Here is a 25,075-nt window from a genome sequence, read left to right as displayed (position 1 = left end):
CCAGGCCTCCTACCGCATGAGCGTCGACAACCTGGCCGACTGGATCGCCACCCGCGGCTACACCGCCTGACCGACGAACAACACCCACACGAAGACGACGAAGGGCCGGACCCCGCACAGGGGTCCGGCCCTTTCGTCATGACCGAGGGGGCGGGGGCTCAGCCGCCCGAGTCGGCCAGCTCGGCGCCCTCCGGGACGGTGTCGTCGTCGCGGCTGGCCAGCCAGCCGTCCGGCAGGAAGACCTTGCCGGGCGAGTTGGTGCGGCCACGCGGCTGGCCCAACGTGGCCACCGGGAAGGGCTCCGTCGGGTCCAGCTTGCCGAGCAGGTCGTCGAGCTGGGTCAGGCTCTCGATCATGGCCAGCTCGCGGCGCAGTTCGCTGCCGACCGGGAAGCCCTTGAGGTACCAGGCGACGTGCTTGCGGAAGTCGGTGCAGCCGTCCCGCTCGCCCCGGGCGGGGGTACGCGAGCCCGCGGTGAACTGGTCGACCAGCAGTTCGGCGTGGCGGCGCATGGTCCGCGCCACCTCGCCCAGGGTGGGCAGGCGGCGTTCCGGGCGGCCGTCGAACGCGGCCTCCAGGTCGGCGAAGAGCCACGGGCGGCCCAGGCAGCCCCGGCCGATCACCACCCCGTCGACGCCCGTGTGCGCCACCATCCGCAGCGCGTCGTCGGCCTCCCAGATGTCGCCGTTGCCGAGCACCGGCACGTCGAGGGCCTGCTTGAGCGTGGCGATGGCGTCCCAGTCCGCCGTGCCGGAGTAGCGCTGCGCGGCCGTACGCCCGTGCAGGGCGACCGCCGCCACGCCGGCGTCCTGGGCGGCGAGGCCCGCCTCGACGTACGTCAGGTGGTCGTCGTCGATGCCCTTGCGCATCTTGACCGTGACCGGCACCCCGGCGGGTGACGCGGCGTCCACCGCGGCCCTGACCAGCCGCGCGAAGAGCCGGCGCCGCCACGGCAGCGCCGAGCCGCCGCCCTTGCGGGTGACCTTGGGCACCGGGCAGCCGAAGTTGAGGTCGATGTGGTCGGCGAGGTCCTTCTCCACCACGATCCGCACGGCGGCGGCGGTGATCTCCGGGTCGGTGCCGTAGAGCTGGAGGCTGCGGGGCCGCTCCTCGTCGCCGAACGCGATCATGCGCAGCGTCTTCGGGTTCCGCTCGACCAGCGCGACGGTGGTGATCATCTCGCAGACGTAGATGCCGCCGCCCTGCTCCCGGCAGAGCTGCCGGAAGCCGACGTTGGTGATGCCCGCCATCGGCGCGAGCACCACCGGCGGCCACACCTCGTGCCGCCCGATGGTCAGCGGGCGCAGTGCGGGAACGGTCGGCGCGGTCACCGGACAAGTGTACGGGGCCCCGGCCCGCGCGACTTCCGCGCCGGCCGGGGCCCCGCCGCAGCTCAGCAGCCGGGGAGACGCTCGATCAGGTAGCGCTCGACCTGGTCCAGCGCGATGCGCTCCTGGGCCATGGTGTCCCGGTTCCGCACGGTCACCGCGTTGTCGTCCAGGGTGTCGAAGTCGACCGTCACGCAGAACGGGGTGCCGATCTCGTCCTGGCGGCGGTAGCGGCGGCCGATCGCCTGCGAGTCGTCGAACTCCACCACCCAGCGCTTGCGCAGGTCGGCGGCGAGGCCCTTCGCCTTCGGCGAGAGCGCCTCGTTGCGCGACAGCGGCAGCACGGCCACCTTGACCGGGGCCAGCCTCGGGTCGAAGCGCATCACCGTGCGCTTGTCCACGCCGCCCTTGGTGTTCGGCGCCTCGTCCTCGTCGTACGCCTCCAGCAGGAACGCGAGCACCGCGCGGGTGAGGCCGGCGGCCGGCTCGATGACGTACGGCATCCAGCGCTCGCCCTTGGCCTGGTCGAAGTAGGACAGGTCGACGCCGGAGTGCTTGCTGTGCGTGGTCAGGTCGAAGTCGGTGCGGTTGGCGATGCCCTCCAGCTCCGCGAACTCGGTGCCGCCGAACTGGAAGCGGTACTCGATGTCGACAGTGCGCTTCGAGTAGTGGGAGAGCTTCTCCTTCGGGTGCTCGTAGAAGCGCAGGTTGCCCTCCGACAGGCCCAGGTCGAGGTACCAGTTCCAGCGCTCGGAGAGCCAGTACTCGTGCCACTGCTCGTCCGAGCCCGGCTCGACGAAGAACTCCATCTCCATCTGCTCGAACTCGCGGGTGCGGAAGATGAAGTTGCCCGGGGTGATCTCGTTGCGGAACGACTTGCCGGTCTGGGCGATGCCGAACGGCGGCTTCTTGCGGGCGACCGTCTCCACGTTCTTGTAGTTGACGAAGATGCCCTGGGCGGTCTCGGGCCGCAGGTAGTGCATGCCCTCCTCGCTCTCGACCGGGCCGAGGAAGGTCTTCATCAGGCCGTTGAACATCTTCGGCTCGGTGAAGGTGCCCTTGTTGCCGCAGTTCGGGCAGTTCAGCTCGGTCAGCGAGGCCGGCGGCTTGCCGTGCTTGGCCTCGTACGCCTCCTCGAGGTGGTCGGCCCGGAACCGCTTGTGGCACGACTGGCACTCGGTCAGCGGGTCGACGAAGGCGTCCAGGTGGCCGGAGGCGGCCCAGACGTCGCGGGCCAGGATCACGGCGGAGTCGAGGCCGACCACGTCGTCGCGCTGCTGGACCATCGTCTTCCACCACTGCCGGCGGACGTTCTCCTTCAGTTCCACGCCGAGCGGACCGTAGTCCCACGCCGACCGGGTGCCTCCGTAGATCTCGCTGGAGGGGAAGACGAAGCCTCGGCGCTTGGCGAGGCTGACGACGGCGTCGATACGGTCGGCTGGCATGTTTCCTCCTACGCCGACTGGCGGTCGGCGGGGACGCGGTAAGGACGGAAGGAACAGTTCGGGACAACGGTACGACCCGCGCCGTCCCGGGCCCAGCAGAATACCGGGGGCGGGTCAGCTCACCCCGCACACCTCCATGCCGCCGGTCTGCTGGTCCTGCCCGAGGGTGACCTCCTGCCGGTCCTGCCGGCCGCCCGTGTAGGTGACGTCGACGGGCACGGTGAGGGAGACGGCGTCCACGTCGCCCACCCGGAAGGTCGCGATCTGCGGCTCGGCGGCCGCCCGGCGCTCGAACTCGCGGCGTGACTCGCGCCGCTGCGCGTCGTCGCAGAGCTGGTCGTACGCCGCGCCGTACTTGCGCTCGACGAGCGCCTGGTAGTAGTCGGTGGAGACGGTGCGTCCCTGCTCGCGCACGGCCTGCACCCCGGTCACGGCCAGCCCCACCACGGCGGCGCCGCCACCGCCGCAGCAGAGCAGCACGGCGAGCGCCCCCGCGCCCAGCCCGAGCCAGAGCCGGGTGTTGCGCCCCTCGGTGGGCGGCGCCGCGAACGGCGGGGAGACCCCCGGCCCGGCGGGCGGGGCGGGCACGCCCGGATCCGCCGGCGGGCCGGGCACGGCGGGCGGCTGTGCCCACTGCTGGCCGGGCGACGGAGGGTACGCCGGCGGGGTCGCCGGTCCGGGAGCGGTCATGCAAGCAATGTAGTGCCCACGGGCTCAGCGGTAAGGACCAGCGGCCCGATCGCTGGCGGCCCGGACGACGTCCCCGCCGGGGGCGGCGCTGGCGAGCGCCTCGTACGCCGACGGTTCGTCGAGCGACTCCGCGAGCAGCGGCACTGCGGTGATCTTGACGTCGAAGCCGCCCAGGGCCCGCCGGTAGGTGCCGACGGACTCCCACTCCGTGACCAGGCACCAGTGCCGGGGGTCGTCCAGTGCCCGGACCAGTTGGCCGCGCAGGTAACCGGGGCGGGCCGCGAGCGCGGCGAGGGCGGCGTGCGCCCGCTCGGTGAACTCGTCGGCGACATCGACGTCCACCACGAACCGGTTCGTCACCAGCACGGGGTTCCTCCTCGTAGAGTCTGTGGGATGCAGCGTACGCAGAGCCCCCTGCCGGCCCGGCTGGCCCGGGCGAACCCGACGACGGTGTTCCTGGTCACCCTGGTGCTGGTGCTTGTCGCGTTCTTCACCCCCGGCGTGGTCGGCGGCCTGTTCACCCTGCTGCTCGCCGCGGCCGTGGCCGCGCTGCTGGTCACCACGTGGTCGGTGCAGACGGCGCCGACGCGGGTGATCCGGCTGGTGGCGCTCACCCTGCTGGTCACCGCGGGCCTGGTGAAGCTGTTCTGACATGCAAGCATGCGTTTTTGACAATCATTATCGTTGTCGCGGAGAGTTCATGGCATGAACATCCGCTCCGCCCCGCGCACCCTGGCCGTCGCCACCACCGCCCTGCTCGCCCTGGGTGGTGTCACGGCCTGTTCCGACGACGGCCCGGCCGGCGCCGACCCGCAGCGGGTCGACGTGGTGGCCGCCTTCTACCCGTTGCAGTTCCTCGCGGAGCGCATCGGCGGTGACGCGGTGAAGGTGAGCAACCTGGTCAAGCCCGGGGCGGAGCCGCACGACCTGGAGCTGAACCCGGGCCAGGTCGGCCAGGTCGCCGAGGCGGAGCTGGTCGTGCTCCTCAAGGGCTTCCAGCCGGCGCTGGACGAGGCCGTCGAGCAGAACGCCAAGGACCGCGCGTTCGACGTGTCGACCGTGCAGCCGCTGATGGACGCCGCCGCGGGCGGCCACGACCACGACCACGAGGGCGGGGAGCACGCCCACCCCGGGGAGTCGGGCAAGGCCGAGGAGCCCGGCCACGAGGAGGGCGGCACCAAGGACCCGCACCTCTGGCTGGACCCCACCCGCCTCGCCACGGTCGGCGACAAGCTCGCCGAGCGGCTCGGTCAGGCCGACCCGGACCGCGCCGCCGACTACACCGCCCGCGCCGGAGCGCTGCGCGCCGAGCTGGAGAAGCTGGACGCCGAGTTCACGGCCGGGCTGAAGACCTGCCAGCGGCGGGAGATCGTGGTCAGCCACACCGCCTTCGGCTACCTGACCGAGCGCTACAAGCTGGAGCAGATCGGCATCACCGGGCTCAGCCCCGAGAACGAGCCCGCCCCGCAGCGCCTGGCCGAGGTCGCCCAGGAGGCCCGGGAGCACAAGGCCACCACGATCTTCTTCGAGACGCTGGTCAGCCCGAAGGTGGCCGAGACCATCGCCGCCGAGGTCGGCGCGAAGACCGCGGTGCTGGACCCCCTGGAAGGGCTGTCGACCGGCGGCGGCGACTACCTTTCGGTGATGCGTACCAACCTTGCGACCCTGCGGACGGCGTTGAACTGCTCGTGACATCTCCAGTCATCACCGTCGCGCACGGGGTGGTCGGCTACGACGGCCGCCCCGTGCTGCGTGACGTCTCGCTGACCGTGACCGCCGGCGAGGTGGTCGCGGTGCTCGGCGCCAACGGCTCCGGCAAGTCCACCCTGGTCCGCGCCGCGCTCGGCCTGGTGCCGCTCAGCTCCGGCTCGGTCACCCTCTTCGACCGCCCGCTGCGCCGTTTCCGGCAGTGGCACCGCATCGGGTACGTCCCGCAGCGCCTCGGCGCCGGCAGCGGCGTGCCGGCCACCGTCCGCGAGGTGGTGGCCTCCGGCCGGCTCGCCCGACGCGGGGTGCTGCGCCCGCCCGGCGCGGCGGACCGGGCGGCGGTGACCGCCGCGCTGGAGGCGGTCGGGCTCGCCGACCGGGCCCGCGACCCCGTCGGCACCCTCTCCGGCGGGCAGCAGCAGCGCACCCTGATCGCCCGGGCGCTGGCCGGTCAGCCGGAGCTGCTGGTCCTCGACGAGCCGACCGCCGGGGTCGACGCGGCCAGCCAGGAGGCCTTCGCCGGGGCGCTGCACGACTTCGTCGCCGGTGGCGGCACGGTGCTGCTGGTGGCCCACGAGCTCGGGCCGTTGCGGCCGCTGATCAGCCGGGCGGTCGTCGTACACCAGGGTGGGATCTGCCACGACGGCCCGGTGCCCGAGCCCGCCGGCCACCACGCGGAGCCCGACCACGACCACGTGCACCCGCACGGACCCGACGAGCCCGCCGGGCTGTGGAGCAGCTGAGATGGAACTCTTCCAGTACCCCTACATGCAGCGGGCCCTGATCGGGGCGCTGATCATCGGCCTGGCCGCCCCGGCGCTCGGCATCTACCTGGTGCAGCGGCGGCTCGCCCTGATCGGCGACGGGGTGGGGCACGTGGCGCTCACCGGCGTCGGCGCGGGCCTGCTGCTCAACCGGTCCCCCGTGCTCGTCGCGGTGGCCGTGGCGACCGCCGGCGCGATCACCATCGAGCTGGTCCGCGCCCGGGGGCGCACCTCCGGCGACCTGGCCCTGGCCCTGCTCTTCTACGGCGGCATCGCCGGCGGCGTGACGCTGGTCGGGCTCTCCGACAGCACCAGCGCCAACCTGAACGCCTACCTGTTCGGGTCGCTGACCACGATCTCCCCGCAGGACCTGACCACCATCGCGGTGCTCGGCGTCGCGATCGGGGTGACCATGCTGGCGCTGCGCCCGGCCCTCTTCGCGGTCTGCCACGACGAGGAGTACGCCCGGGTCTCCGGCCTGCCGGTGCGCACGCTCAACCTGCTGCTCGCCGTGGCCACCGCGGTCACCGTGACGATCGCCATGCGGGCCGTCGGGGTGCTGCTGATCAGCGCCCTGATGGTGGTGCCGGTGGCGACCGCGCAGCAGGTGACCCGGGGGTTCCGCAGCACGATGGCGGCGGCGATGGCGCTCGGGCTCTTCGCCGCCGGCTCCGGGGTCTACGTGGCGGCGAACGCCGACACCGCCCCCGGCGCCTCGGTGGTGCTGATGGCGATCGCCTCGTTCGGGGTGGTCGCGGTCCTCGGTGCGGTGTGGCGGGTGCTGCGCCGGCGGCGTACCCCGGCCGCCGCGCCCGCGCCGGAGCCGCACGAGGTGGTGCTCCACTGATCCTGGTCAGCGGCGTGTCGGTGGGATTGGTTACCGTTACGGGGTGACCGACGGATCAGGCTACGACGCCTTCGAGGGCGCAAGCGAGCTCTTGCGTGCCCTCTCGGCGCCGATCCGGTTGGCCATCGTCAGCGAGCTCGCCGAGGGCGAGCGTTGCGTGCACGAGCTGGTCGACAAGCTCGGCGCCGCGCAGCCGCTGGTCTCCCAGCACCTGCGGGTGCTGCGGGGCGCCGGCGTGGTGCGCGGCTCCCGGCGGGGTCGCGAGATCGCGTACGCGCTGGTCGACGAGCACGTCGCACACATCGTGGCCGACGCGGTGAGCCACGCCGGGGAGGGATCATGATCATGACGGGTGCCACGGTCCGCAACACCCGGCAGCGCTCGGCGGTGAGCGCGCTGCTCGGCGAGCTGGAGGGCTTCCACAGCGCGCAGGATCTGCACGCGATGCTGCGCGAGCGCGGCGAGCGGGTCGGGCTGACCACCGTCTACCGCACGCTCCAGGGGCTCGCCGACACCGGCGAGATCGACGTGATGCGCCCGCCGGGCGGCGAGCACCTCTACCGCCGGTGCAGCGAGGGTCACCACCACCACCTGGTCTGCCGGTCCTGCGGCCGCACGGTGGAGGTCGCGGGGCCGACGGTGGAGAGCTGGGCCGAGCGGGTGGCGGCGAAGCACGGCTACGCCGACGTCAGCCACACCCTGGAGATCTTCGGCACCTGCCCGGCCTGCGCGGGCTGACCCCGCCCGTAGCGCCGACCGCGGGTCCACCGTCGCGCCGGCCGCGGGTCCACCCGTTGTGCCGGCCGCCGTTGCGCCGGCCGCGGGTCCGCCCGTTGCGCCGTCCACCGTCGTGCCGCCGTTGGCGCCGTCCGCCGTCGTGCCGTCCGCCGGGCGCCGGGCGGTGCGCCGCCGTTCGCGTCGCGTGCCGGGGACGGGTGCGCGTGGCACGCTGTCCGGCGTGAAGATCTACGCCGATCGTTTCCCGACCGCCGTCCGACAGTTGATCACCGACCTGCTCGTCGTCGCCTGGGTGTACGGCGCGATCCGTGGCGCGCTGTGGCTGCACGACCTGGTCCAGAAGCTCGCCGTACCCGGGCAGAAGCTGGAGGGGGCCGGCAGCGGCCTCGCCGACAACCTGGCCGAGGCGGGCGGCAAGGTCGACCGGGTGCCACTGGTCGGCGACGAGCTGACCGCGCCGTTCGAGCGGGCCGCCACCGCCGCCCGCTCGCTGGCCGAGGCGGGGCGCGACCAGCAGGAGCTGGTCGACCAGCTCGCCCTCGCGCTGGCCGTCGCCGTGCTGGTCTTCCCGCTCGGCCTGGTGCTCTTCGGTTGGCTGCCGCTGCGGGTGCGTTGGATGCGCCGGGCCGGCTCGGCGGCGAAGCTGGCCGCCGCCCCCGCCGGCCGGGACCTGCTGGCGCTGCGCGCGCTGGCCACCCAGCCGCTGGGGCGGCTGACCAGGATCGCGCCCGACGTGGCCGAGGCGTGGCGCCGCGGCGACGACGCCACCGTCGACGCGCTGGCCGCCCTGGAACTACGCCACCTGGGCCTCCGTCGCCCCCGCTAGACCCGCCCACCCCGGCGGACTGGGTCAGGAGGCAGGGGTGGGTGGGAGGCGGCGGCGGGCGTCGTCCGTCGTGGAGGGGCCGGGGGACCAGGGGGCCACCCAGGGCAGGTCGTCGGCGGGGGTGATCACGCCGTCCTCCAGGGCGGCGTAGCGCCCGGCGAGGATCCGCTTCGCGGCGACCGTGTCGACGGAGTCGGTGTTGTCCCACAGGGCGGTGAAGAGCGCGTCGATGCGGACCCGGGCCTGCCGGCAGAACAGGTCGGCCAGCTCCACGTTCTCGGGCCGGGCCTCCCGCTCGGCGTGGGCGCGTACGCAGACCGCGGACATGGCGAACAGCTCCGCGCCGATGTCCACGACCCGGCCGAGGAACGCCTGCTTGCGCTCCATCTTCCCCTGCCAGCGGGACATCGCGTAGAACGTCGAGCGGGCCAGCTTGCGCGAGGCGCGCTCCACCTGCCGCAGGTGGCCGGCGAGCGGGCCGAACTCGGCGTACGCCGACGGGCGCTGTCCCCTGCCGACGGCGAGGGTGGGCAGCCACCTCGCGTAGAAGGCGCCGGCCTTCGCCCCGGCCCTGGCCTTGCGGCCGAGCCCGGCGTCCGGGTCGATGATGTCGCCGGCGACCGACAGGTGCGCGTCGACCGCCTCGCGGGCGATGAGCAGGTGCATGATCTCGGTGGAGCCCTCGAAGATGCGGTTGATCCGCAGGTCGCGCAGCATCTGCTCGACGGCGGCGGGTCGCTCGCCCCGGGCGGCGAGCGAGTCGGCCGTCTCGTAGCCGCGGCCGCCCCGGATCTGCACCAGCTCGTCGGCGATCTTCCAGGCCATCTCGCTGGCGTAGAGCTTGACCAGCGCCGCCTCGATCCGGATGTCGTTGCGGTCGTCGTCGGCGAGCAGGCAGCAGAGGTCCAGCATGGTCTCCATGCCGTACGTCGTCGCGGCGATGAAGGAGAGCTTCTGGGCCACCGCCTCGTGCTCGCCCACGGGCCGCCCCCACTGCACCCGGTCGACGGCCCACTCCCGGGCCACGTTCAGCGCCCACTTGCCGGCGCCGACACACATGGCCGGCAGCGACAGCCGCCCGGTGTTCAGGGTGGTCAGCGCGATCTTCAGGCCCTTGCCCTCGCCACCGATGACGTTCTCCTTCGGTACGAAGACGTCGTGGAAGCGGGTCAGGCTGTTCTCCAGGCCGCGCAGGCCGATGAAGGCGTTGCGCCGCTCGACCGTGATGCCCTCCGTGTCGCCCTCGACGACGAAGGCGGTGATCCCGCCGCGCCGCCCCTCGGCGGCGGGCACCCGGGCCATCACGACGAGCAGGGTGGCGACGGTGCCGTTGGTGGCCCACAGCTTCACGCCGTTGAGCCGGTAGCCGGTGCCGTCGGGCGTGGGCTCGGCGGTGGTGGCCAGCCGGGCCGGGTCGGAGCCGACGTCCGGTTCGGTGAGCAGGAACGCGGAGACCTCGCCGGCGGCGAGCCGGGGCAGGAAGCGCTGCTTCTGCTCGGCGGTGCCGAACATCTTCAACGGCTGCGGCACCCCGATCGACTGGTGCGCCGAGAGCAGCGCGCCGATCGCCGGGCTGACCGAGCCGGCCAGCATGAGCGCCCGGCAGTAGTGCAGGTTGCTGAGCCCGAGCCCGCCGTACGACCGGTCGATCTTCATGCCGAAGGCGCCGAGGCGGGCCAGGCCCTGGAACACCTCGTCCGGGATGGACGCGTCCCGCTCGATCGCGGCGCCGTCCACCTCGGAGGCGAGGAACTCGCGGAACCGGCCGAGGAACTCGTCGGCGCGGGCGACGTCCTCCGGGTCGGAGCGCGGCCAGGGGTCGATCAGGTCGAGCCGGAACCGGCCGAGGAAGAGTTCCTTGCCGAAGCTGGGACGGTCCCAGGAGGACTCCCGGGCCGCCTCGGCGACCTGTCGGGCCTCCTTCTCGGAGACCTGACCGGCCTCCCTCGGCAGGGGCCCGGCCGCGCCGGCCGCCGGCGGGTCGTCGGCGGTGGCCGGCGTCGACCGGTCGGCGCCTGATCCGTCGGGCGCGGGTCGGCTGTTCTCTGTCGTGGTCACGGCGGCCCCCTCGAACCTCGGTCCGGATGCGTCAACGTGCTCGACGAACAGCACGCTACCCCCGGGTGTTACCCAGGGGTAGCGATCGGTAAATATCGAGCTTCGTCGACCCCGGTCAGTCGCTGAGGGACCGCGGCTCGTTCTCGTCGTCGTCGGCGTCGTCGTCGCCCCAGTTGCGCCGGGAGAACGGCAGGAACACCCAGAAGGTGAGGAACCAGAGGCCGATGAGGCCGCTGAGCACCAGGGCGATGCTCCGGTCCAGCACGAAGTCGGTGATCAGCAGCACCGCGCTGACCATCGAGATCAGCATGAAGGCGAGCCCACCACTGGCCATCCGGTGCGCGAACCGGACCAGCTCCGGCTTGCGGCCCTGCCGGAACAGCGCGCGGTGGAACGCCACCGGAGAAATGATCATCGCGGTGGCCGCGGCTGCCGACAGCAACGCGACGATGTAGACGTCCTTCTGGAAGCCACTCGTACGGGTGAAGCCGTTGCTGAACGGCAGGGTGAGCAGGAAGGCGAAGAGGATCTGCACGCCGGTCTGGGCGACCCGAAGCTCCTGGAGCAGGTCGGCGAAGTTGCGCTGCCAGCGCTGCTTCTCGGTTTCCTTGGACACGCGCTACCTCCGGTCAGACGGTACTGCCGGCGGGGGCGGCCGGCGGCAGCATCGCTGATGCCCCACCGGCCGACGCGCGAAACCGACTCACGTCGCTGCCCGGAGCGCCGGTCCCGTCCGGTCAGGAGCCGCGCCGGATCCGGCCTGCGTACCGGGCCTCCAGGGCGTTGTTGTGCTCGTCGCCCCCGGCGATGTTGGCCGACAGGTAGACCGGGGGCCGCTCCCCCGCCGCCAGCAGCCGGGCCACCACCTCGATCGTGATCTGCTGCGCCAGCAACGCCGCGGTGATCGACGAGACCGCGCCGACCGCGCCGCCGCCGGGCAGCGGCAGCGTCGCGTCGCCGTACGGGGCGCCGTTGTCGAGCACCACGTCGGCGAAGTCGGCGAGCTTGCGCCCCGACGGGTGGCGCGAGGTCATCTGCCCGGAGTGCTGCGCCGAGGTGATCGCGACCAGCCCGTGGCCCTTCTCCCTGACCAGCGACGCGAACTCCACCATCGCGCCGTTCACGCCCGAGTTGGAGGCGAGCACGAAGACGTCCCGGGGGCCGACCGGGGCCAGCTCGTAGAGGCGGTGCGCCACCGCCGGGTCGCGCTCCAGCAGCGGCCCGAGCACGTCCGCCGGGGCCCCGCCGCGGAGCACCAGGTCCCGCAGGGCGATCCGGTTCGTGGGGACCAGCCCGCCGGCCCGCCCGGCGATCTCCATGGCCAGCGCCTCGGAGTGGCCGGTGCCGAACGCGTGCACCACGCCGTCGGCGCGTACCGCCTCGGCGATCAGGTCGGCGGCCCGCCCCACCGCCTCGCGCTGGCTCTCGGCCACCCGGTTCATCGTGTCGGTTACCACGGCCAGGAAGTCCTCGGCCTTCACCGTCGTGTCTGCTCGGTCCATGTCGTACCTCCGTCAGGGGTGGGCCGGCGTCCGCCGGCCGGCGTCGCGGGGAAGGTCAGACCGGGTCGTGCACCCGGGCCAGGATCGCCTCGGCCAGCGGTGCGGGCGCCTCGTCGGGGATCCAGTGGCTCACCCGGGGCAGCTCGACGAAGCGGTAGTCCCCGGTCACGTGCTCGGCGCACGCCTCGGCGGCGGTCCGGCCGATCGCGATGTCGCGACCGCTCCACACGAACGTGGTCGGCACCGTCACCGGCCCGGTGGCGGCCAGGTCCCGGCGGGACATCGCGCGGTACCAGTTCAGGGCGGCGGTCAGCGCGCCCGGCTCGCGCATCGGGTCCGCGTACGCGGCCACCCGCGCGTCGTCGCCGACCCCGTGCAGCATCCGGCGCAGCCCGGTCGCGTTCAGCGCCAGCAGCGCCTTCTCCGCCGTGCCCGGCTTGCGGAACACCGTCATGTATGCCGAGCGCGCCTTCTGCCCCGCGTCCTCGGCCAGCGCCCACGCCATGGCGCCGGGGTGCGGCACGGAGACCGCGGTCAGCGTGCGGACCCGCTCGGGGTGGTGGGCCGCGACGGCCCAGGCCACGATCGCGCCCCAGTCGTGCCCCACCAGGTGCGCCGCGTCGACGCCCAGCGCGTCGAGTAGGCCCACGGCGTCGGCGACCAGTTCCGGCAGCCGGTACGCCTCGACGGCCTCGGGCCGCGCGCCCGGCGAGTAGCCGCGCTGGTCCGGCGCGTACGTGCGCAGGCCGGCGGCGTGCAGCGCGGGCACCACGTCGTCGAACTCCCCGCCGTGCTGGGGGAAGCCGTGCAGCAGCAGGACGGGCGTGCCGCCCTCCGGTCCGCCGACGCGGACGTCGAACGTGAACCCCCGGGCCTCGATCCGCATGATCGTGAGCCTACCCAGCGCCGCACCCGGCCGCCCGGGACTGCCGGGCCCACGGGTCACTCGTACTGTTGCCGGGGGACGGGCACCTGCCGCCAGGACTCCACGTCCAGGTAGGGGATCTCGGCGTCGTTGACCGGGTCGCGGGCGATGCGCTCGCTGTAGCGGCCGGTCACCTCGATCCAGGTGTCGTCGGCGAGCCCGTCGGGGGCCGCGCCGGTCAGCCCCAGCTTGACCGGCCGCCCGTCGGCGGCGCAGCAGGAGAGCACCATCCGGGCCAGCAGCGGCCGGCCGTCGGGGCCGATGGTGACGAAGCCGGTCAGCTGGACCCGGCGCTCGCCGATCGAGGCGCCCCGGTCGAACAGGGCCCGGGAGGCGTAGTCGAGCACGGCCACCCGCACGGGATCGCCGTCGGGCAGCGGCGGGTAGTCGGACGGCTGCTGCCGGGTGGTGACGGCGGTGCCGGCCTGCCCGGCCGCGTACGAGCCCAGGGCCGGCGGGGCGATCAGCAGCAGGCCCAGCACGGGCAGGATCAGCAGCCAGCCGACCCGGGGCTCGTGGTGGCCGTGGCCGTCGTGCCCGCCATCGCCGTCGTGCCCGTCGTGGTCGCCCTGAGCGTCGTGGCCGCCTTGGCCGCCCTGAGCGTGGTGGCCGTCGTGGTGGCCGGCGGGCGTGCGTCGCAGGAGCGGGCGCAGCTCGTAGAAGAGGGTCATGACCGCGGCGGCCACCAGCAGCAGGCCGGCGGCGATCAGGAAGGGCCGCAGCCCTTCCTTGACGTAGCGCAGGTGCAGGTCGGTGAGGCTGGCCCGGACAACCGCGCCCCCGAGCAGCAGCAGGACGACCGCCTGCGCCTGCCGGTTCACAGCAGCACCGCCCCGGTCCCGACGGCCACCGCGACGGCCACCGCGAAGGTGGTCGGGGCGAACCGCAGCGCGAACCGCCGGCCGAAGACCCCGGCCTGCATCGAGATGAGCTTGAGGTCAACCATCGGCCCCACCACCAGGAAGACCAGTCGGGAGGTCAGCGAGAACTGCGACAGCGAGGCGGCGACGAAGGCGTCCGCCTCGGAGCAGAGGGAGAGCAGCACCGCGAGCGCGGCCAGCGCGAGCACCGAGAGCACGGGGTCGTCGGCGAGCGTCTGCAACCAGCGCTCCGGCACCACGACGTTGATCGTGGCCGCGGCCGCCGCGCCGATCACCAGGAACCCGCCGGCGTGCGTGACGTCGTGCCGGACCGCCCCCCAGAACGCCCGCCCGCGCGAGCCGTCATCCAGCTCCGGCCGGCGCGGCAGCCGGATCCAGTCGGCCCGGCCGAGGCGCAGCCACAGCCAGCCCATCACCATCGCGACGACCAGGCTCGCGACGGCCCGGCCCAGGACCATCGCCGGGTCGTCGGGGAAGGCCACTGCGGTGGCGGTGAGCACGATCGGGTTGATCGCCGGGGCTGCGAGCAGGAACGCCAGGGCCGCGGCCGGGGTGACCCCGCGCCGGATCAGCGACCCGGCGATCGGCACCGCCCCGCACTCGCAGCCGGGCAGCACCACGCCGGCCGCGCTGGCCACCGGCACCGCGAGCGCGGGATGACGCGGCAGCGCCCGGGCCCAGAACGACCGGGGCACGAAGACGGCGATCACCGCGGAGAGCAGCACCCCGAAGACCAGGAACGGCACCGCCTGCACCATGACCGAGACGAAGACGGTGGTCCAGGTCTGCAACCGGGGCGCGGAGAGGGCGCGGGCGAGCGGCTCGCGGAAGAGGACCAGCAGGATGAGCAGGCCGGCGAGGACCTCCACCGACCCGATCTGCCGCTCCGGGCCGCGGGGCGCCGCCGGCGTCTCCTCGCGTACGCCCGGGGCGGCCACGTCCACCGCTCCGGGGTGCGGCCCGTCCGGCGCGCGGCGGTCAGCCTCGGATGTCACGTACGTGTCCCTCTGCCGGATTCCCAGTGGCCGCCCGAGAGTACCGGGCCGGGATCGGGGGCGTCGATCGAACGCGCTGGTGAGCTGCGCAAAGATCACTTTGCCCGATGATCTTCAAAGGTGTTAGCGTCGGGCCACAACTTCACATCCGACAGGGGAGCGCACAGCGCTGAGAGTGCGGGCACCGCCCGCAGACCCTCGAACCTGATCTGGGTAATGCCAGCGCAGGGAGTTCGGTCGACCTCCAGCCGCGTCGACGTCCGGCACGTTCCGGGCGCGGCGTGCGTCTTCTCCTGGTTCTCGTTCGGGACTGGGAGCAATCATGAGAGACAACAACACCGCCACCCGGTGGCGTACCGTCGACGTCGTCGTCGCCGCCGTGATCGCGGTGGCCTTCGGCGTCATCTTCTGGGCCTGGGGCCTGCTGTGGCGGGCCGTCGACCCGGCGTTCGCGTTCTTCCCCGCCGGCCAGGCGATCATGTACGGCGTGTGGCTGGTCCCGGCCGTCCTCGGCGGCCTGGTGATCCGCAAGCCCGGCGCGGCGCTCTTCTGCGAGGCGGTGGCGGCGACGGTCTCCGCGCTGCTCGGCTCGGAGTGGGGCGGCGTCACCATCGTGCAGGGCCTGATCCAGGGGCTCGGCGCCGAGCTGGCCTTCGCCGCGTTCCGGTACCGCTCGTTCCGGCTGCCCACCGCGCTGATCGCCGGCGCGCTGACCGGCCTCGGCGCGGCCCTGTTCGACTTCTTCGTCTGGAACAGCGAGTACGCCCTGGGCAGCTACCGGATCCCGTACGCCCTGCTCACCATCGTCAGCGCCACCGTCGTCGCCGGCGCCGGCGGCTGGGCCCTGACCCGCGCCCTGGCCACCACGGGCGCCCTGGACCGCTTCCCCGCCGCCCGCGACCGCACCCCCGTCTGACCCCACCCCCACCCCCACCGGGATCGAGGTTGATCATGAGGTTGACGGCGATGTGGATCTCCGTGGCTGCCGCCAACCTCATGATCGACGCTCGCGGGCGGGCCGGGAGGGAGGGGTTGCGGTGGGGGCGGTGACCTTGCGGGGGTTCGGGTGGCGGCACGCCGGGCGACGGGCGTGGGCCGTGCGGGGGGTCGACCTGCGCGTCGAGGTCGGCGAGCGGGTGCTGCTGCTGGGGCCCTCCGGGGCCGGCAAGAGCACGCTGCTCGCCGCGCTGGCCGGGCTGCTGCCCGAGGACTCGGGCGAGCAGGAGGGCACCGTCGAGATCAACGGGCTCGACCCCCGCAAGGGCCGGGAGCGGGTGGGCATCGTCTTCCAGGACCCGCAGACCCAGCTCGTGATGGCCCGCAGCGGCGACGACGTGGCGTTCGGGCTGGAGAACCGCGGCACCCCCGCCGGGGAGATCTGGCCCCGCGTCGACGAGGCGCTCACCCGGGTCGGCTTCCCGTACCCCCGGGACCGCCCCACCGCCGCGCTCTCCGGCGGCGAGCAGCAGCGGCTCGCCCTGGCCGGGGTGCTGGCCCTGCGCCCCGGTTTGCTGCTGCTCGACGAGCCGACCGCCAACCTCGACCCGACCGGCGCGGCGCTGATCCGGGCGGCGGTGGCCGGCGCGCTGGACGCCGACACCACGCTGATCCTGGTCGAGCACCGGGTCGCCGAGGCGCTGCCCCTGGTCGACCGGGTGGTCGTGCTCGAACCTGGCGGCGGCGTCCGCGCCGACGGCACGCCCGAGGCCGTCTTCGGCACGCACGGCGACGCGCTCGCCGACGAGGGCGTCTGGGTGCCCGGCCGCCCGGTACCGCCACGCCACGCGACCACGCCGGCCGGCGACGTGCTGCTCGCCGCCGACCGGCTCGGCCTGCCGCCCCGGCTGGCCCCCGTCGACCTGGCGGTACGCGCCGGCGAGGCGCTCGCCGTCCTCGGGCCCAACGGGGCCGGCAAGTCGACCCTCGCCCTGCTGCTCGGGGGCCTGCTCAAGCCCGGGGCCGGCCGGGTCACGGCGACGACGGCACTGGCCGGTGGCGACGCCCGCACGCCCCCGCACCGCTGGCGCGCCCCGGCACTGGCCCACCGGATCGGCTCGGTCTTCCAGGACCCGGAGCACCAGTTCGTCACCAACACCGTGTTCGACGAGCTGGCGCTCGGCCCGCGCCGCACCGGCCAGCCCGAGGCGGCGGTCCGGGCCACGGTGGACGGGCTGCTGTCCCGGCTGCGGTTGACCAAGCTCGCGGCGGCCAACCCGTACACCCTCTCCGGCGGGGAGGCGCGGCGGCTGAGCGTGGCGACCGCCCTGGCCACCGCCCCCCGCCTGCTCGTCTGCGACGAACCGACCTTCGGCCAGGACCGGCGCACCTGGCTGGAGCTGGTGGACCTCTTCGCCGAGCTGCGCGACGCCGGTCACGGCCTGGTCGCCGTCACCCACGATGCGGAGTTCGTCGCCGCCCTGGCAGATCGCCGCCTCACCCTGGAACGCCCGTGACCAGCGAACGGACCGCCGCACCGGTCACCCACCCAGACCGCCGCCACACCCTGGAGCGGGCGTGATCAGTTTCGAGCCGGTCGCCGCGCCGGAGGCGTTGCTGGCCCGGCGCAACCCGGTGGCCAAGCTCGCCGCGGCGCTGGTGTTCTCGTTCATCCTGATCGCCACCCTGGACCCGGTGGCCCCGGCCATCGCGATCGCCGTCGAGCTGGCCCTGCTGCCGCTGTTCGGGGTCCGCCTGCGGGTGTTGGCGCGACGGGCCTGGCCGCTGCTCGTCGGCGCGGTCGGCGTGGTGGTGACGCTGGTGCTCTTCGCGGCCGAGCGCTCCGGCCGGGTGCTGGTCGAGGCCGGCCCGGTGGTGGTCACCTCCGAGGTGCTGCTCACCGCGCTCGGCCTGGTGCTGCGCATGTTCGCGGTGGCGCTGCCCGGCGTGATCGTCTTCGCCACCACCGACCCGACCGACCTGGCGGACGCGCTGATCCAGAATGCGAAGGCGCCGGCCCGGTTCGCCATCGGGGCGTTGGCCGCGTTCCGACTCGTGCCGCTGTTGGGGCAGGAGTGGCAGATGATCTCCATGGCCCGTCGCGCCCGGGGAGTCGAGGCCGGCCGCAACCCGCTGGCGAAGCTGCGGCTGTTCGTGTCGACGGCCTTCGCGCTGCTCGTCGGGGCGATCCGCCGGGGCACCCGGCTGGCCGTGGCGATGGACGCCCGGGGCTTCGACGCCGGTGTCCCGCGCACCGTCGCCCGGCGGCAGCGCTTCGTCGCCGCCGACGGCCTGCTGATCGCCGGTGCGGCGGTGCTCGCCGGGGCCGCGCTGACCGTCAGCGTGCTGCTCGGCACCTTCCGCCCGTTGATCGGCTGACGGCGTCCGTTGATCGGCCGACGGACCGGGCGGAGTCGCCGGCCTGGCTGGTCGAGCACGGACGGGCCGGGTGGAATCGCCGGCCCGGAGTGCCGAGCGCGGGCGGACCGGGTGGAATCCCCGGCCCGGGTGGCCGAGCGCGGGCGGACCGGGTGGAGTCGCCGGTGACGACGCTCCACCCGGCCGGCACCGTCAGCTGCGCCGGAAGGCGTACCGGCGGGCCTGCCCGGCCTTCTGGCCGCGCAGCGGGCCGGAACGGCCGGCGCCGGAGACCGGCGGACCGGCCTTCGGCGCGGCGGGCCGGTCGACCGGCAGTGCCGGCACGACCGGCGCGACCGCCACCTCGTCGAGGTTGACGGGCGTCAGGTCCGCGACGGACGGCGTGGGGACGGTGCGGGACTTCTTCGGGTTGCGCCTGGCTGGCATCCGGTGCCTCCTCGGTCTGCGGGCCCTCCCGCACCGGAGCGACGTCCGGTGACCGGGGCCCGCCTCGTTCGGCGACCGTCGCGCGACGGTCGGGCGGGATCGGGACTGCTGCCCGGGATCGACCACGAGGAACACCGCCGCCTCGACGGCAGGTGCGGAATGCGGACGCCCGGGAGCACGCGGACCCGCGGCGAGACAGCGGCGGGTCGGCTCGGAAGTGGGGCGTCAGTTGCGCATGCCCACACGCTAACCGCCCGACCGTTCGCGCGCACCCGAATTACCGGCGGGGCCCGCGGCCGGCCGGTCGCGCCCCGCGGAGGCCGCCCGCCGCTGTCTCGCCGCGGGTCCGCGTGCTCCCGGCGCGGCCGCCACGTGGTGGTGACGGACCGCCCGACACGACCTCCGGGCCGCCCCGCCCGCGATACGGTCGCACCGGCGGGTGTCGACGGCGGAGGGCGGACGGATGGCCGGGCGGGCGACGGCACGGATCGGCGTGACCGGGCTGGCGGTGATGGGCCGGAACCTGGCCCGCAACCTGGCCCGCAACGGCTTCACCGTGGCGGTGCACAACCGCTCGCCCGAGCGCACCCGCGGCCTCGTGGCGGAGCACGGGGACGAGGGGACGTTCCTGCCCGCCGAGTCGATGGCCGACTTCGTCGCGTCGCTGGAGCGGCCCCGGGCAGTCATCGTGATGGTCAAGGCGGGCGGGCCCACCGACGCCGTGGTCGACGAGCTGGTCCCGCTGCTCGACGCCGGCGACATCGTCGTGGACTGCGGCAACGCGCACTTCGCCGACACCCGCCGGCGGGAGGAGGCGCTACGGGCCCACGGCCTGCACTTCGTCGGCACCGGCGTCTCCGGTGGCGAGGAGGGCGCCCTGCGCGGCCCGAGCATCATGCCGGGCGGATCCGCGGAGTCGTATCGCACGCTCGGGCCGATCTTCGAGCGGATCGCCGCCCAGGTGGACGGGGTGCCGTGCTGCCGGCACATCGGGCCGGACGGCGCCGGGCACTTCGTCAAGATGGTGCACAACGGCATCGAGTACGCCGACATGCAGCTCATCGCCGAGGCGTACGACCTGCTCCGGGCCGGACTCGGCGCGGAGCCGGCGGAGATCGCGGAGATCTTCCGCGGGTGGAACGCCGGGGAGCTGGAGTCCTTCCTGATCGAGATCACCGCGGACGTGCTGGCGCACACCGACGCGGCCACCGGGCGGGCGTTCGTGGACGTCGTGCTGGATCGCGCCGAGCAGAAGGGCACCGGCCGCTGGACGGTGCAGAGCGCGCTCGACCTGGGCATCCCCATCACCGGCATCGCCGAGGCGACCTTCGCCCGGTCGCTCTCCGGGCACGCCGACCAGCGCGAGGCGGCCCGCCGGGCGTTCCCGGACGCGGGCGCGACCTGGCGGGTCGAGGACTCCGACGCCTTCGTCGAGGACGTCCGCCGCGCACTGCTCGCCTCGAAGATCGTCGCGTACGCGCAGGGCTTCGACCACATCCGCGCCGGCTCCCGCGAGTACGACTGGGGCATCGACCTGGGCGGCACCGCGACGATCTGGCGGGGCGGCTGCATCATCCGGGCCCGCTTCCTCGACCGCATCCGCCAGGCGTACGACGAGCGGCCCGACCTGCCGACGCTGCTGGTGGCGCCGTGGTTCGCGGACACCGTCAACGACGGCGTGCCGAGCTGGCGGCGGGTGGTGGCCGAGGCCGCCCGGGCCGGGATGCCCGTCCCCGCGTTCGCCTCGTCGCTGGCGTACTTCGACGCGCTGCGCGCCCAGCGGCTGCCGGCCGCCCTGATCCAGGCGCTGCGGGACAACTTCGGGGCGCACACCTACCAGCGCGTGGACCGCGAGGGCACCTTCCACACCCGCTGGCCCACCGACCGCACCGAGATCGAGGCCTGACCCCGTCCGCTCCCGCGGCGTCAGGCGACGGCGGCGTGCGTCTCCCGGGCGCCAGCTCGCGCACCTGCACGGCCAGCGCGTCCCACTCCGTGGCCTTGCGGGCTCTCGACCGGCAAGGGGGCGGTCACCACACCACAGGCCGTCGTTCGGACCCGGCCGCCGGGTTCCCGGGCTAGACCGGCGCGGGTGCCGTCACCAGGCCCGCTGCCCGGTCTCGGTGGGCGCCCAGGTGAGCGCCGGATCGCCGCTGGCCAGCTCGCCGATCTCCCCGGAGCGCGGCTGCGCCGCGTGGCCGAGTTCCCGGCAGTGCTGCTCGGCGACCCCGGCACAGATCTCGGCCACCCGCGCGCGGACCGGCTCACCGAGGTCGGCGCCGTCCAACGCCACGATCATCTTGTCCCGAAGATCCCGCATCCCCACCCCCGAGGCTCGCCGCGACCACCCGGAACCACAGGCTCACCCCGACCCTAACCACCCCGCCCCCGGCCCACCCCCGAAACCCCGAACCCCCGACCCGCGAGTCGATCATGCACTTTCGGTGGGCGAAACGCCCCGGTGCGGGGCTTTCGCGGGGCACCGCGACTGCATGATCGGCGAGCGGGTCGGGGGTTCGGGTCAGGTCAGGTCACACTGTCAGGTGAGTCGGTCAGAAGAAACGGCGACGCTTGGCCTTCTGCGGGCGGAGCATGTCGGCGCCCTTGGTGAGCAGGCGGCTCACCCCGGTCGGGCCGCGGCGGGCCTCCAGCGTGTGGCTGAGCCGGCGCGCGCCCGCCGCCGCCAACGGCACGGCGACGGCCATCATCGCCCACTGGGCAATACGCTTCTGGATCATGTGGGTTCACCTCCGTCGGTGGCTGCTGACCACCGTGGTACCCCGTACGACCGGGCGGTAAGCCTCAGGCGGGCGGCGGGGCGACCGGGTTGGGCAGCGCGCCGCCGAAGCGCCGGTCCCGCTGCGCGTACAGCTCGCAGGCGTACCAGAGGTGGCGGCGGTCGAAGTCGGGCCAGAGCGTGTCGAGGAAGATCAGCTCGGCGTACGCGGTCTGCCAGAGCAGGAAGTTCGAGATCCGCTCCTCGCCCGAGGGCCGCAGGAACAGGTCCACCTCGGGGATCTCCGGGTGGTAGAGGTACTTCGCGACGGTCTTCTCGTTGACCTTCTCCGGGTCCAGCCGGCCCGCCGCCACGTCGCGGGCGATGGCGGCGGCGGCGTCGGCGATCTCGGCCTGACCGCCGTAGTTGACGCAGAACTGGAGGGTCAGCGTCGAGTTGCCCCGGGACATCTCCTCCGCCGTCTGCAACTCGGAGATGACGCTCTTCCAGAGCCGGCCGGCCCGACCGGACCAGACCACCCGCACCCCCAGGTCGACCAGCTGGTCGCGGCGGCGGCGGATGACGTCCCGGTTGAAGCCCATCAGGAACCGGACCTCGTCGGGCGAGCGCCGCCAGTTCTCGGTGGAGAAGGCGTACGCCGACAGGTAGGGGATGCCCAGCTCGATGGCGCCCTCGACCGTGTCGAAGAGGGAGAACTCCCCCGCCTCGTGGCCCTTGGTGCGGGGCAGCCCGCGGTCCTTGGCCCACCGGCCGTTGCCGTCCATCACCACGGCGACGTGCTTCGGCACCGCGTCGGCGGGCAGCGCCGGCGGGCGGGCGCCCGACGGGTGCGGTGTCGGCGGCACCGGCTCGCGACGCCCGGCCCTCATCGATCGGATCACTCGGTCTTCCCCCTGTTCACGCCGTCCGCACCGGCCCCGCTGCCACGCGGCGGCGGGACCGGGCCGGCCGCCGGGGCGCCCCGGTCGACCAGCGGCAGCGAGCGTAGCGCGCGCTCCAGGTGCCACTGCAGGTGTGCCGCGACCAGGCCGCTGCACTCCCGGCGTACGCCGGTCTCGGTGGCGTCGGCGACCCGCCAGTCGCCGCTGGTCAGCGCGGACATCAGGTCGATGGTGGCCGGGGCGGGATGGGCCGCGCCGGGCGGCCGGCAGTCCGGGCAGACCGCACCCCCGGCCGGCACGGAGAACGCCCGGTGCCGCCCCGGCGTGCCGCAGACGGCGCAGGCGGTCAGCGCCGGCGCCCAACCGGCCAGCGTCATGCCCCGCAGCAGGTACGCGTCGAGCACCAGGGTGGTGGCGTGGCTGCCCTCGGCGAGCGCCCGCAGCGCGCCCAGGGTGAGCTGGAACAGCCGCAGCGACGGCTCCCGTTCGACGGGGGTGAGCCGCTCGGCGGTCTCGGCGATCGCGCTGGCGGCCGTGTAGCGGGAATAGTCGCCGAGGAACCGCTTGCCGTAGAGGTCGATGCCCTCGACCTGGCTGACCGTGTGCAGGGAGCTGCCGTGGTTGCCCTTGGGGTCGCCGGCGAGCTGGAGGTCGACGTGGCCGAACGGCTCCAGCCGGGCGCCGAACTTGCTGGTGGTGCGGCGGACTCCCCGGGCCACCGCGCGCAGCCGGCCGTGCCGGCGGGTGAGCAGGGTGATGATCCGGTCGGACTCGCCGAGCTTCTGCACGCGCAGGACCACCGCGTCGTCGCGGTAGAGCTGTCGGCGGTACCCGGCCATCGGACCATTCTCTCTCGGGGTGCGGAATCAGGGTCAGCTCGGGGTCTCCGCGCGCGGAACCCCGATGCGTGGGCCGGGCCTCGCCTCGTAGCGTGCTCGCATGGCTCTGCACCGCACCGCCGCCGCGCTCGCTGCGGCCACCACCCTGATCGTCGCCGCCGGGTGCGACAACCTGTCCTTCCGCCGGCTCGACTACGACAACACCGAGGCGGTCCGGATCAACAGCATCCGGGTGCTGCCGGGGGCCGGCGACGTGACCGTCCGCGCCATCGGCGCGCAGGACGAGGTGCGGATCAAGCGGGTGGTGCGCTACCAGGGTGGTCAACCCGACGCTACGTACGAGATCAAGGGCACCGAACTGGTGCTGGACACCGACTGCGGCTCCCGGTGCAGCGTCTCCTACGAGGTCACCGCCCCGGACGGGGTGAGCGTGAAGGGCGAGACCGGCTCCGGTGACGTCGACCTGAGCAGGGTGGGCCCGGTGGAGATGCGGCTCGGCTCGGGCAACATCCGGGTGACCGCCTCCAGCGGCCCCGTCCGCGCGGAGACCGGCTCCGGCAACATCCAGGTGGCCGGTGCCGGCGGTCCCGTCCGGGCGCAGACCGGCTCCGGCAACGTCGAGGTCGACGAGGTCGCCGCCGCGGTCACGCTGCGCACCTCCTCCGGCGACATCACCGGGCACCGCCTCGACGGCGGGGTGGACGCCGAGGCCGGCTCCGGCGACATCACCGTCGACCTGACGACGCCCGCCTCGGCGCGCGTGCACGCCTCCAGCGGGAACGTCGAGCTGGTCGTGCCGGCGGGCCGCTACCGGGTCCGCTCCAGCACCGACAGCGGCGACGCCGAACTGGGCGTGACCGACGACCCGTCCGCCACGCTGGTGCTCGACCTCTCCACCGGCAGCGGCAACGTGACGGTCACCCAGCGCTGATCTCGACGGTCTCCGGCTCCCGCGCGGCGCGGGGCGCCGGCACCGCCGCCCGCCCGGTGACCGGTCCGTCGACCGTCCCGGCGGCGGCCGGGTGACCGGTGGCCGGTTCGCCGGCCCTGCCGGCGACGGGCGGATGGACGGTGGCCGGGGCGGGGCGGGCGCGGCCGGGGACCAGCTCCGGCGGTCTGCGGGCCGCCACGTCCTCCACCCAGCCGACCAGGGCGGTCACCAGCGCGACCAGCGCGAAGACCAGCGCCACCCGGATCGCCAGGCCGAGCGGGTCCTGGTGCGACCAGCCCACCACGTCGACCAGCGGGGTCAGCGCCACCACGAACGGCATGTGCCACAGGTAGACGGTGAGCGCCCGCCGGTTGAACACGGTGACCACCCGGCCGAACGCGGCGCTGCGGTCCACCCAGGGCGCGCTCGCGGGCCCCCGACCGAGCAGCACCAGGACGAAGGCCGCCGACCAGAGGGCGTTGCCCAGGGGGTTGTCGTTCAGGTCGTACCCGCGCGGTCCGGGGTGGGTGACGATCCAGGCCGCGCCGGCCGCGGCGAGGGCCAGCGCCACCGGCACCAGCACCCGGTTGGTCAGGCGGCGCAGCATGCCGGCCTGGTGGGCGAAGCCGAGCAGCCAGGCCCCGAAGTAGAGCCCGAACTGGTGCAGCGCCACCGGCAGCGCCGGGAGCAGGCCCAGTTCGGCCGCCGCGAGCAGGGCGTACGGGGCCATCAGGGTGGGCACCGGGGCCCGCCGGAACAGCCAGAGGGCCACCGGCGAGGCGAGCACGAACCAGAGGTAGTCGCGCAGGTACCAGATCACGCTGAGCGCGATCGCGCCCCAGCCGTTGGCCGGCGGGTCGGCGATGGGAAAGAGCCAGAGCAGCACCTTCGGGCTCAGCGGCAACCCGGTGAGCAGCATGGCGGGTACGAAGACGGCGGCGAGCACCCACAGCGACGGCAGCAGACGCCGCAACCGGCGTACGACGGCCCCCGGTCCCCAGCGGTGCAGTGAGGCCGCCATCAGCGAGCCGGCGAGCGCGAACATCACCGACATCGCCGGGAAGACGAGGGTCAGCGTGGCCCAACCGGTGACGTGGTAGACGACGACTCGAACGATGGCCAGGAAGCGGAGCAGGTCCAGGTATCGGTTTCGCATCAGCCTGCATCTATGTCCGGGGATACGGGGGCTGTCCTATCCCCTACCCTCCGGGCCGAGCACGCCAAACAGAAGGGAACCCAC

General features: G+C 74.0%; 28 protein-coding genes and 1 riboswitch. Of the genes, 12 read left to right on the top strand and 16 right to left on the bottom strand.

Annotated features, from left to right (window positions below):
• Nucleotides 1-158: 158 nt before the first annotated feature.
• The 4 genes from dusB to ACLQ22_RS29270 form a co-directional block, all read right to left on the bottom strand.
• The gene (gene dusB / locus ACLQ22_RS29285; protein WP_425695141.1) at nt 159-1,331 is read right to left on the bottom strand and encodes a tRNA dihydrouridine synthase DusB; all 1,173 of its coding nucleotides are present in this window, start codon (nt 1,329-1,331) and stop codon (nt 159-161) included.
• Between the two features lie 62 nt (nt 1,332-1,393).
• Entirely contained in the window at nt 1,394-2,773 is a 1,380-nt protein-coding gene (locus ACLQ22_RS29280) for a glycine--tRNA ligase (RefSeq protein ID WP_088998919.1), read from the bottom strand.
• Nucleotides 2,774-2,887: 114 nt separating this feature from the next.
• The gene (locus tag ACLQ22_RS29275; protein WP_425695147.1) at nt 2,888-3,361 is read right to left on the bottom strand and encodes a hypothetical protein; all 474 of its coding nucleotides are present in this window, start codon (nt 3,359-3,361) and stop codon (nt 2,888-2,890) included.
• 126 nt (nt 3,362-3,487) lie between these two features.
• A complete protein-coding gene (locus ACLQ22_RS29270; protein WP_425695140.1) occupies nt 3,488-3,829 on the bottom strand; it encodes an antibiotic biosynthesis monooxygenase family protein in 342 nt (113 codons plus the stop codon).
• A gap of 27 nt (nt 3,830-3,856) precedes the next feature.
• On the opposite strand from ACLQ22_RS29270, the gene ACLQ22_RS29265 reads away from it, so the two are divergent.
• From ACLQ22_RS29265 to ACLQ22_RS29235, 7 genes are all read left to right on the top strand, one after another.
• On the top strand, nt 3,857-4,114 hold the full coding sequence (locus ACLQ22_RS29265; protein ID WP_425695139.1) for a hypothetical protein: 258 nt from the start codon (nt 3,857-3,859) through the stop codon (nt 4,112-4,114).
• A gap of 54 nt (nt 4,115-4,168) precedes the next feature.
• The gene (locus tag ACLQ22_RS29260) at nt 4,169-5,155 is read left to right on the top strand and encodes a metal ABC transporter substrate-binding protein (RefSeq protein ID WP_425695138.1); all 987 of its coding nucleotides are present in this window, start codon (nt 4,169-4,171) and stop codon (nt 5,153-5,155) included.
• Entirely contained in the window at nt 5,152-5,913 is a 762-nt protein-coding gene (locus tag ACLQ22_RS29255; protein WP_425695137.1) for a metal ABC transporter ATP-binding protein, read from the top strand. The genes ACLQ22_RS29260 and ACLQ22_RS29255 overlap by 4 nt, the downstream gene beginning before the upstream one ends.
• A 1-nt stretch (nt 5,914) precedes the next feature.
• Nucleotides 5,915-6,781 carry a metal ABC transporter permease gene (locus tag ACLQ22_RS29250; protein ID WP_425695136.1) on the top strand — a complete coding sequence of 289 codons (867 nt, stop codon included), beginning with the start codon at nt 5,915-5,917 and terminating at the stop codon, nt 6,779-6,781.
• A gap of 43 nt (nt 6,782-6,824) precedes the next feature.
• On the top strand, nt 6,825-7,124 hold the full coding sequence (locus tag ACLQ22_RS29245; RefSeq protein WP_088998913.1) for an ArsR/SmtB family transcription factor: 300 nt from the start codon (nt 6,825-6,827) through the stop codon (nt 7,122-7,124).
• Between the two features lie 2 nt (nt 7,125-7,126).
• On the top strand, nt 7,127-7,519 hold the full coding sequence (locus ACLQ22_RS29240) for a Fur family transcriptional regulator (RefSeq protein ID WP_425695146.1): 393 nt from the start codon (nt 7,127-7,129) through the stop codon (nt 7,517-7,519).
• Nucleotides 7,520-7,739: 220 nt separating this feature from the next.
• A complete protein-coding gene (locus ACLQ22_RS29235) occupies nt 7,740-8,345 on the top strand; it encodes a hypothetical protein (protein ID WP_425695135.1) in 606 nt (201 codons plus the stop codon).
• Between the two features lie 24 nt (nt 8,346-8,369).
• On the opposite strand, the gene ACLQ22_RS29230 is transcribed toward ACLQ22_RS29235, so the two are convergent.
• The 6 genes from ACLQ22_RS29230 to ACLQ22_RS29205 all read right to left on the bottom strand — a co-directional run bounded on the left by ACLQ22_RS29230 (nt 8,370) and on the right by ACLQ22_RS29205 (nt 14,589).
• The gene (locus tag ACLQ22_RS29230) at nt 8,370-10,403 is read right to left on the bottom strand and encodes an acyl-CoA dehydrogenase family protein (RefSeq protein WP_425695134.1); all 2,034 of its coding nucleotides are present in this window, start codon (nt 10,401-10,403) and stop codon (nt 8,370-8,372) included.
• 115 nt (nt 10,404-10,518) lie between these two features.
• Nucleotides 10,519-11,019 carry a DUF6328 family protein gene (locus tag ACLQ22_RS29225; RefSeq protein WP_425695133.1) on the bottom strand — a complete coding sequence of 167 codons (501 nt, stop codon included), beginning with the start codon at nt 11,017-11,019 and terminating at the stop codon, nt 10,519-10,521.
• Nucleotides 11,020-11,140: 121 nt separating this feature from the next.
• Nucleotides 11,141-11,905, bottom strand: a complete 765-nt coding sequence (locus ACLQ22_RS29220) for a sugar isomerase domain-containing protein (RefSeq protein WP_425695132.1) — start codon at nt 11,903-11,905, stop codon at nt 11,141-11,143.
• A 55-nt stretch (nt 11,906-11,960) separates the two neighbouring features.
• Nucleotides 11,961-12,791, bottom strand: a complete 831-nt coding sequence (locus ACLQ22_RS29215; protein WP_425695131.1) for an alpha/beta fold hydrolase — start codon at nt 12,789-12,791, stop codon at nt 11,961-11,963.
• A gap of 56 nt (nt 12,792-12,847) precedes the next feature.
• Nucleotides 12,848-13,651, bottom strand: a complete 804-nt coding sequence (locus ACLQ22_RS29210; RefSeq protein WP_425695130.1) for a TIGR03943 family putative permease subunit — start codon at nt 13,649-13,651, stop codon at nt 12,848-12,850.
• Entirely contained in the window at nt 13,648-14,589 is a 942-nt protein-coding gene (locus tag ACLQ22_RS29205) for a permease (RefSeq protein WP_425695145.1), read from the bottom strand. The genes ACLQ22_RS29210 and ACLQ22_RS29205 overlap by 4 nt, the downstream gene beginning before the upstream one ends.
• A 260-nt stretch (nt 14,590-14,849) precedes the next feature.
• Nucleotides 14,850-14,955, top strand: a riboswitch (TPP riboswitch).
• A 73-nt stretch (nt 14,956-15,028) separates the two neighbouring features.
• Here ACLQ22_RS29205 and ACLQ22_RS29200 point away from each other — a divergent pair.
• From ACLQ22_RS29200 to ACLQ22_RS29190, 3 genes are all read left to right on the top strand, one after another.
• Nucleotides 15,029-15,622, top strand: coding sequence for an ECF transporter S component (locus ACLQ22_RS29200; RefSeq protein WP_121400241.1), 594 nt, complete (start codon nt 15,029-15,031; stop codon nt 15,620-15,622).
• A 121-nt stretch (nt 15,623-15,743) separates the two neighbouring features.
• Nucleotides 15,744-17,159 (top strand): ABC transporter ATP-binding protein, encoded by a 1,416-nt coding sequence (locus ACLQ22_RS29195; RefSeq protein ID WP_425695129.1) that lies wholly within the window; start codon nt 15,744-15,746, stop codon nt 17,157-17,159.
• 61 nt (nt 17,160-17,220) lie between these two features.
• The gene (locus tag ACLQ22_RS29190) at nt 17,221-18,021 is read left to right on the top strand and encodes an energy-coupling factor transporter transmembrane component T family protein (RefSeq protein ID WP_425695128.1); all 801 of its coding nucleotides are present in this window, start codon (nt 17,221-17,223) and stop codon (nt 18,019-18,021) included.
• 192 nt (nt 18,022-18,213) lie between these two features.
• Here ACLQ22_RS29190 and ACLQ22_RS29185 read toward each other — a convergent pair whose 3' ends face one another.
• Nucleotides 18,214-18,447 carry a hypothetical protein gene (locus ACLQ22_RS29185; RefSeq protein WP_425695127.1) on the bottom strand — a complete coding sequence of 78 codons (234 nt, stop codon included), beginning with the start codon at nt 18,445-18,447 and terminating at the stop codon, nt 18,214-18,216.
• A gap of 463 nt (nt 18,448-18,910) precedes the next feature.
• Here ACLQ22_RS29185 and gndA point away from each other — a divergent pair, with 463 nt between their 5' ends.
• A complete protein-coding gene (gndA, locus tag ACLQ22_RS29180; RefSeq protein ID WP_425695144.1) occupies nt 18,911-20,353 on the top strand; it encodes an NADP-dependent phosphogluconate dehydrogenase in 1,443 nt (480 codons plus the stop codon).
• A gap of 192 nt (nt 20,354-20,545) precedes the next feature.
• On the opposite strand, the gene ACLQ22_RS29175 is transcribed toward gndA, so the two are convergent.
• The 4 genes from ACLQ22_RS29175 to recO all read right to left on the bottom strand — a co-directional run bounded on the left by ACLQ22_RS29175 (nt 20,546) and on the right by recO (nt 22,904).
• Nucleotides 20,546-20,767, bottom strand: coding sequence for a thioredoxin reductase (locus ACLQ22_RS29175; protein ID WP_425695126.1), 222 nt, complete (start codon nt 20,765-20,767; stop codon nt 20,546-20,548).
• A 232-nt stretch (nt 20,768-20,999) separates the two neighbouring features.
• Entirely contained in the window at nt 21,000-21,185 is a 186-nt protein-coding gene (locus ACLQ22_RS29170; RefSeq protein WP_311413809.1) for a hypothetical protein, read from the bottom strand.
• Nucleotides 21,186-21,249: 64 nt separating this feature from the next.
• Complete coding sequence (locus ACLQ22_RS29165; RefSeq protein ID WP_121400234.1) at nt 21,250-22,053, bottom strand: isoprenyl transferase; 804 nt, start codon at nt 22,051-22,053, stop codon at nt 21,250-21,252.
• 8 nt (nt 22,054-22,061) lie between these two features.
• Entirely contained in the window at nt 22,062-22,904 is an 843-nt protein-coding gene (recO, locus tag ACLQ22_RS29160; protein WP_425695125.1) for a DNA repair protein RecO, read from the bottom strand.
• Nucleotides 22,905-23,004: 100 nt separating this feature from the next.
• Here recO and ACLQ22_RS29155 point away from each other — a divergent pair, with 100 nt between their 5' ends.
• The gene (locus ACLQ22_RS29155) at nt 23,005-23,835 is read left to right on the top strand and encodes a DUF4097 family beta strand repeat-containing protein (protein WP_425695124.1); all 831 of its coding nucleotides are present in this window, start codon (nt 23,005-23,007) and stop codon (nt 23,833-23,835) included.
• Here ACLQ22_RS29155 and ACLQ22_RS29150 read toward each other — a convergent pair.
• Nucleotides 23,822-24,991, bottom strand: coding sequence for an acyltransferase family protein (locus ACLQ22_RS29150; protein WP_425695123.1), 1,170 nt, complete (start codon nt 24,989-24,991; stop codon nt 23,822-23,824). The genes ACLQ22_RS29155 and ACLQ22_RS29150 overlap by 14 nt on opposite strands.
• Between the last annotated feature and the right edge of the window lie 84 nt (nt 24,992-25,075).

The organism is Micromonospora sp. DT178 (genome assembly GCF_049841695.1).
Lineage (GTDB): Bacteria > Actinomycetota > Actinomycetes > Mycobacteriales > Micromonosporaceae > Micromonospora.
This window is presented reverse-complemented; position numbering and strand designations above follow the sequence as displayed.

Bases quoted from the DNA above. Each gene is read 5' to 3' on its own strand.
- gndA (WP_425695144.1), top strand. From the start codon at position 18,911: ATGGCCGGGCGGGCGACGGCACGGATCGGCGTGACCGGGCTGGCGGTG.
- ACLQ22_RS29265 (WP_425695139.1), top strand. From the start codon at position 3,857: ATGCAGCGTACGCAGAGCCCCCTGCCGGCCCGGCTGGCCCGGGCGAAC.
- ACLQ22_RS29150 (WP_425695123.1), bottom strand. From the start codon at position 24,991: ATGCGAAACCGATACCTGGACCTGCTCCGCTTCCTGGCCATCGTTCGA.
- recO (WP_425695125.1), bottom strand. From the start codon at position 22,904: ATGGCCGGGTACCGCCGACAGCTCTACCGCGACGACGCGGTGGTCCTG.
- ACLQ22_RS29240 (WP_425695146.1), top strand. From the start codon at position 7,127: ATGACGGGTGCCACGGTCCGCAACACCCGGCAGCGCTCGGCGGTGAGC.
- ACLQ22_RS29260 (WP_425695138.1), top strand. From the start codon at position 4,169: ATGAACATCCGCTCCGCCCCGCGCACCCTGGCCGTCGCCACCACCGCC.
- ACLQ22_RS29250 (WP_425695136.1), top strand. From the start codon at position 5,915: ATGGAACTCTTCCAGTACCCCTACATGCAGCGGGCCCTGATCGGGGCG.
- ACLQ22_RS29200 (WP_121400241.1), top strand. From the start codon at position 15,029: ATGAGAGACAACAACACCGCCACCCGGTGGCGTACCGTCGACGTCGTC.
- ACLQ22_RS29165 (WP_121400234.1), bottom strand. From the start codon at position 22,053: ATGAGGGCCGGGCGTCGCGAGCCGGTGCCGCCGACACCGCACCCGTCG.
- ACLQ22_RS29175 (WP_425695126.1), bottom strand. From the start codon at position 20,767: ATGCGGGATCTTCGGGACAAGATGATCGTGGCGTTGGACGGCGCCGAC.
- ACLQ22_RS29280 (WP_088998919.1), bottom strand. From the start codon at position 2,773: ATGCCAGCCGACCGTATCGACGCCGTCGTCAGCCTCGCCAAGCGCCGA.
- ACLQ22_RS29215 (WP_425695131.1), bottom strand. From the start codon at position 12,791: ATGCGGATCGAGGCCCGGGGGTTCACGTTCGACGTCCGCGTCGGCGGA.
- ACLQ22_RS29170 (WP_311413809.1), bottom strand. From the start codon at position 21,185: ATGATCCAGAAGCGTATTGCCCAGTGGGCGATGATGGCCGTCGCCGTG.
- ACLQ22_RS29155 (WP_425695124.1), top strand. From the start codon at position 23,005: ATGGCTCTGCACCGCACCGCCGCCGCGCTCGCTGCGGCCACCACCCTG.
- ACLQ22_RS29185 (WP_425695127.1), bottom strand. From the start codon at position 18,447: ATGCCAGCCAGGCGCAACCCGAAGAAGTCCCGCACCGTCCCCACGCCG.
- ACLQ22_RS29220 (WP_425695132.1), bottom strand. From the start codon at position 11,905: ATGGACCGAGCAGACACGACGGTGAAGGCCGAGGACTTCCTGGCCGTG.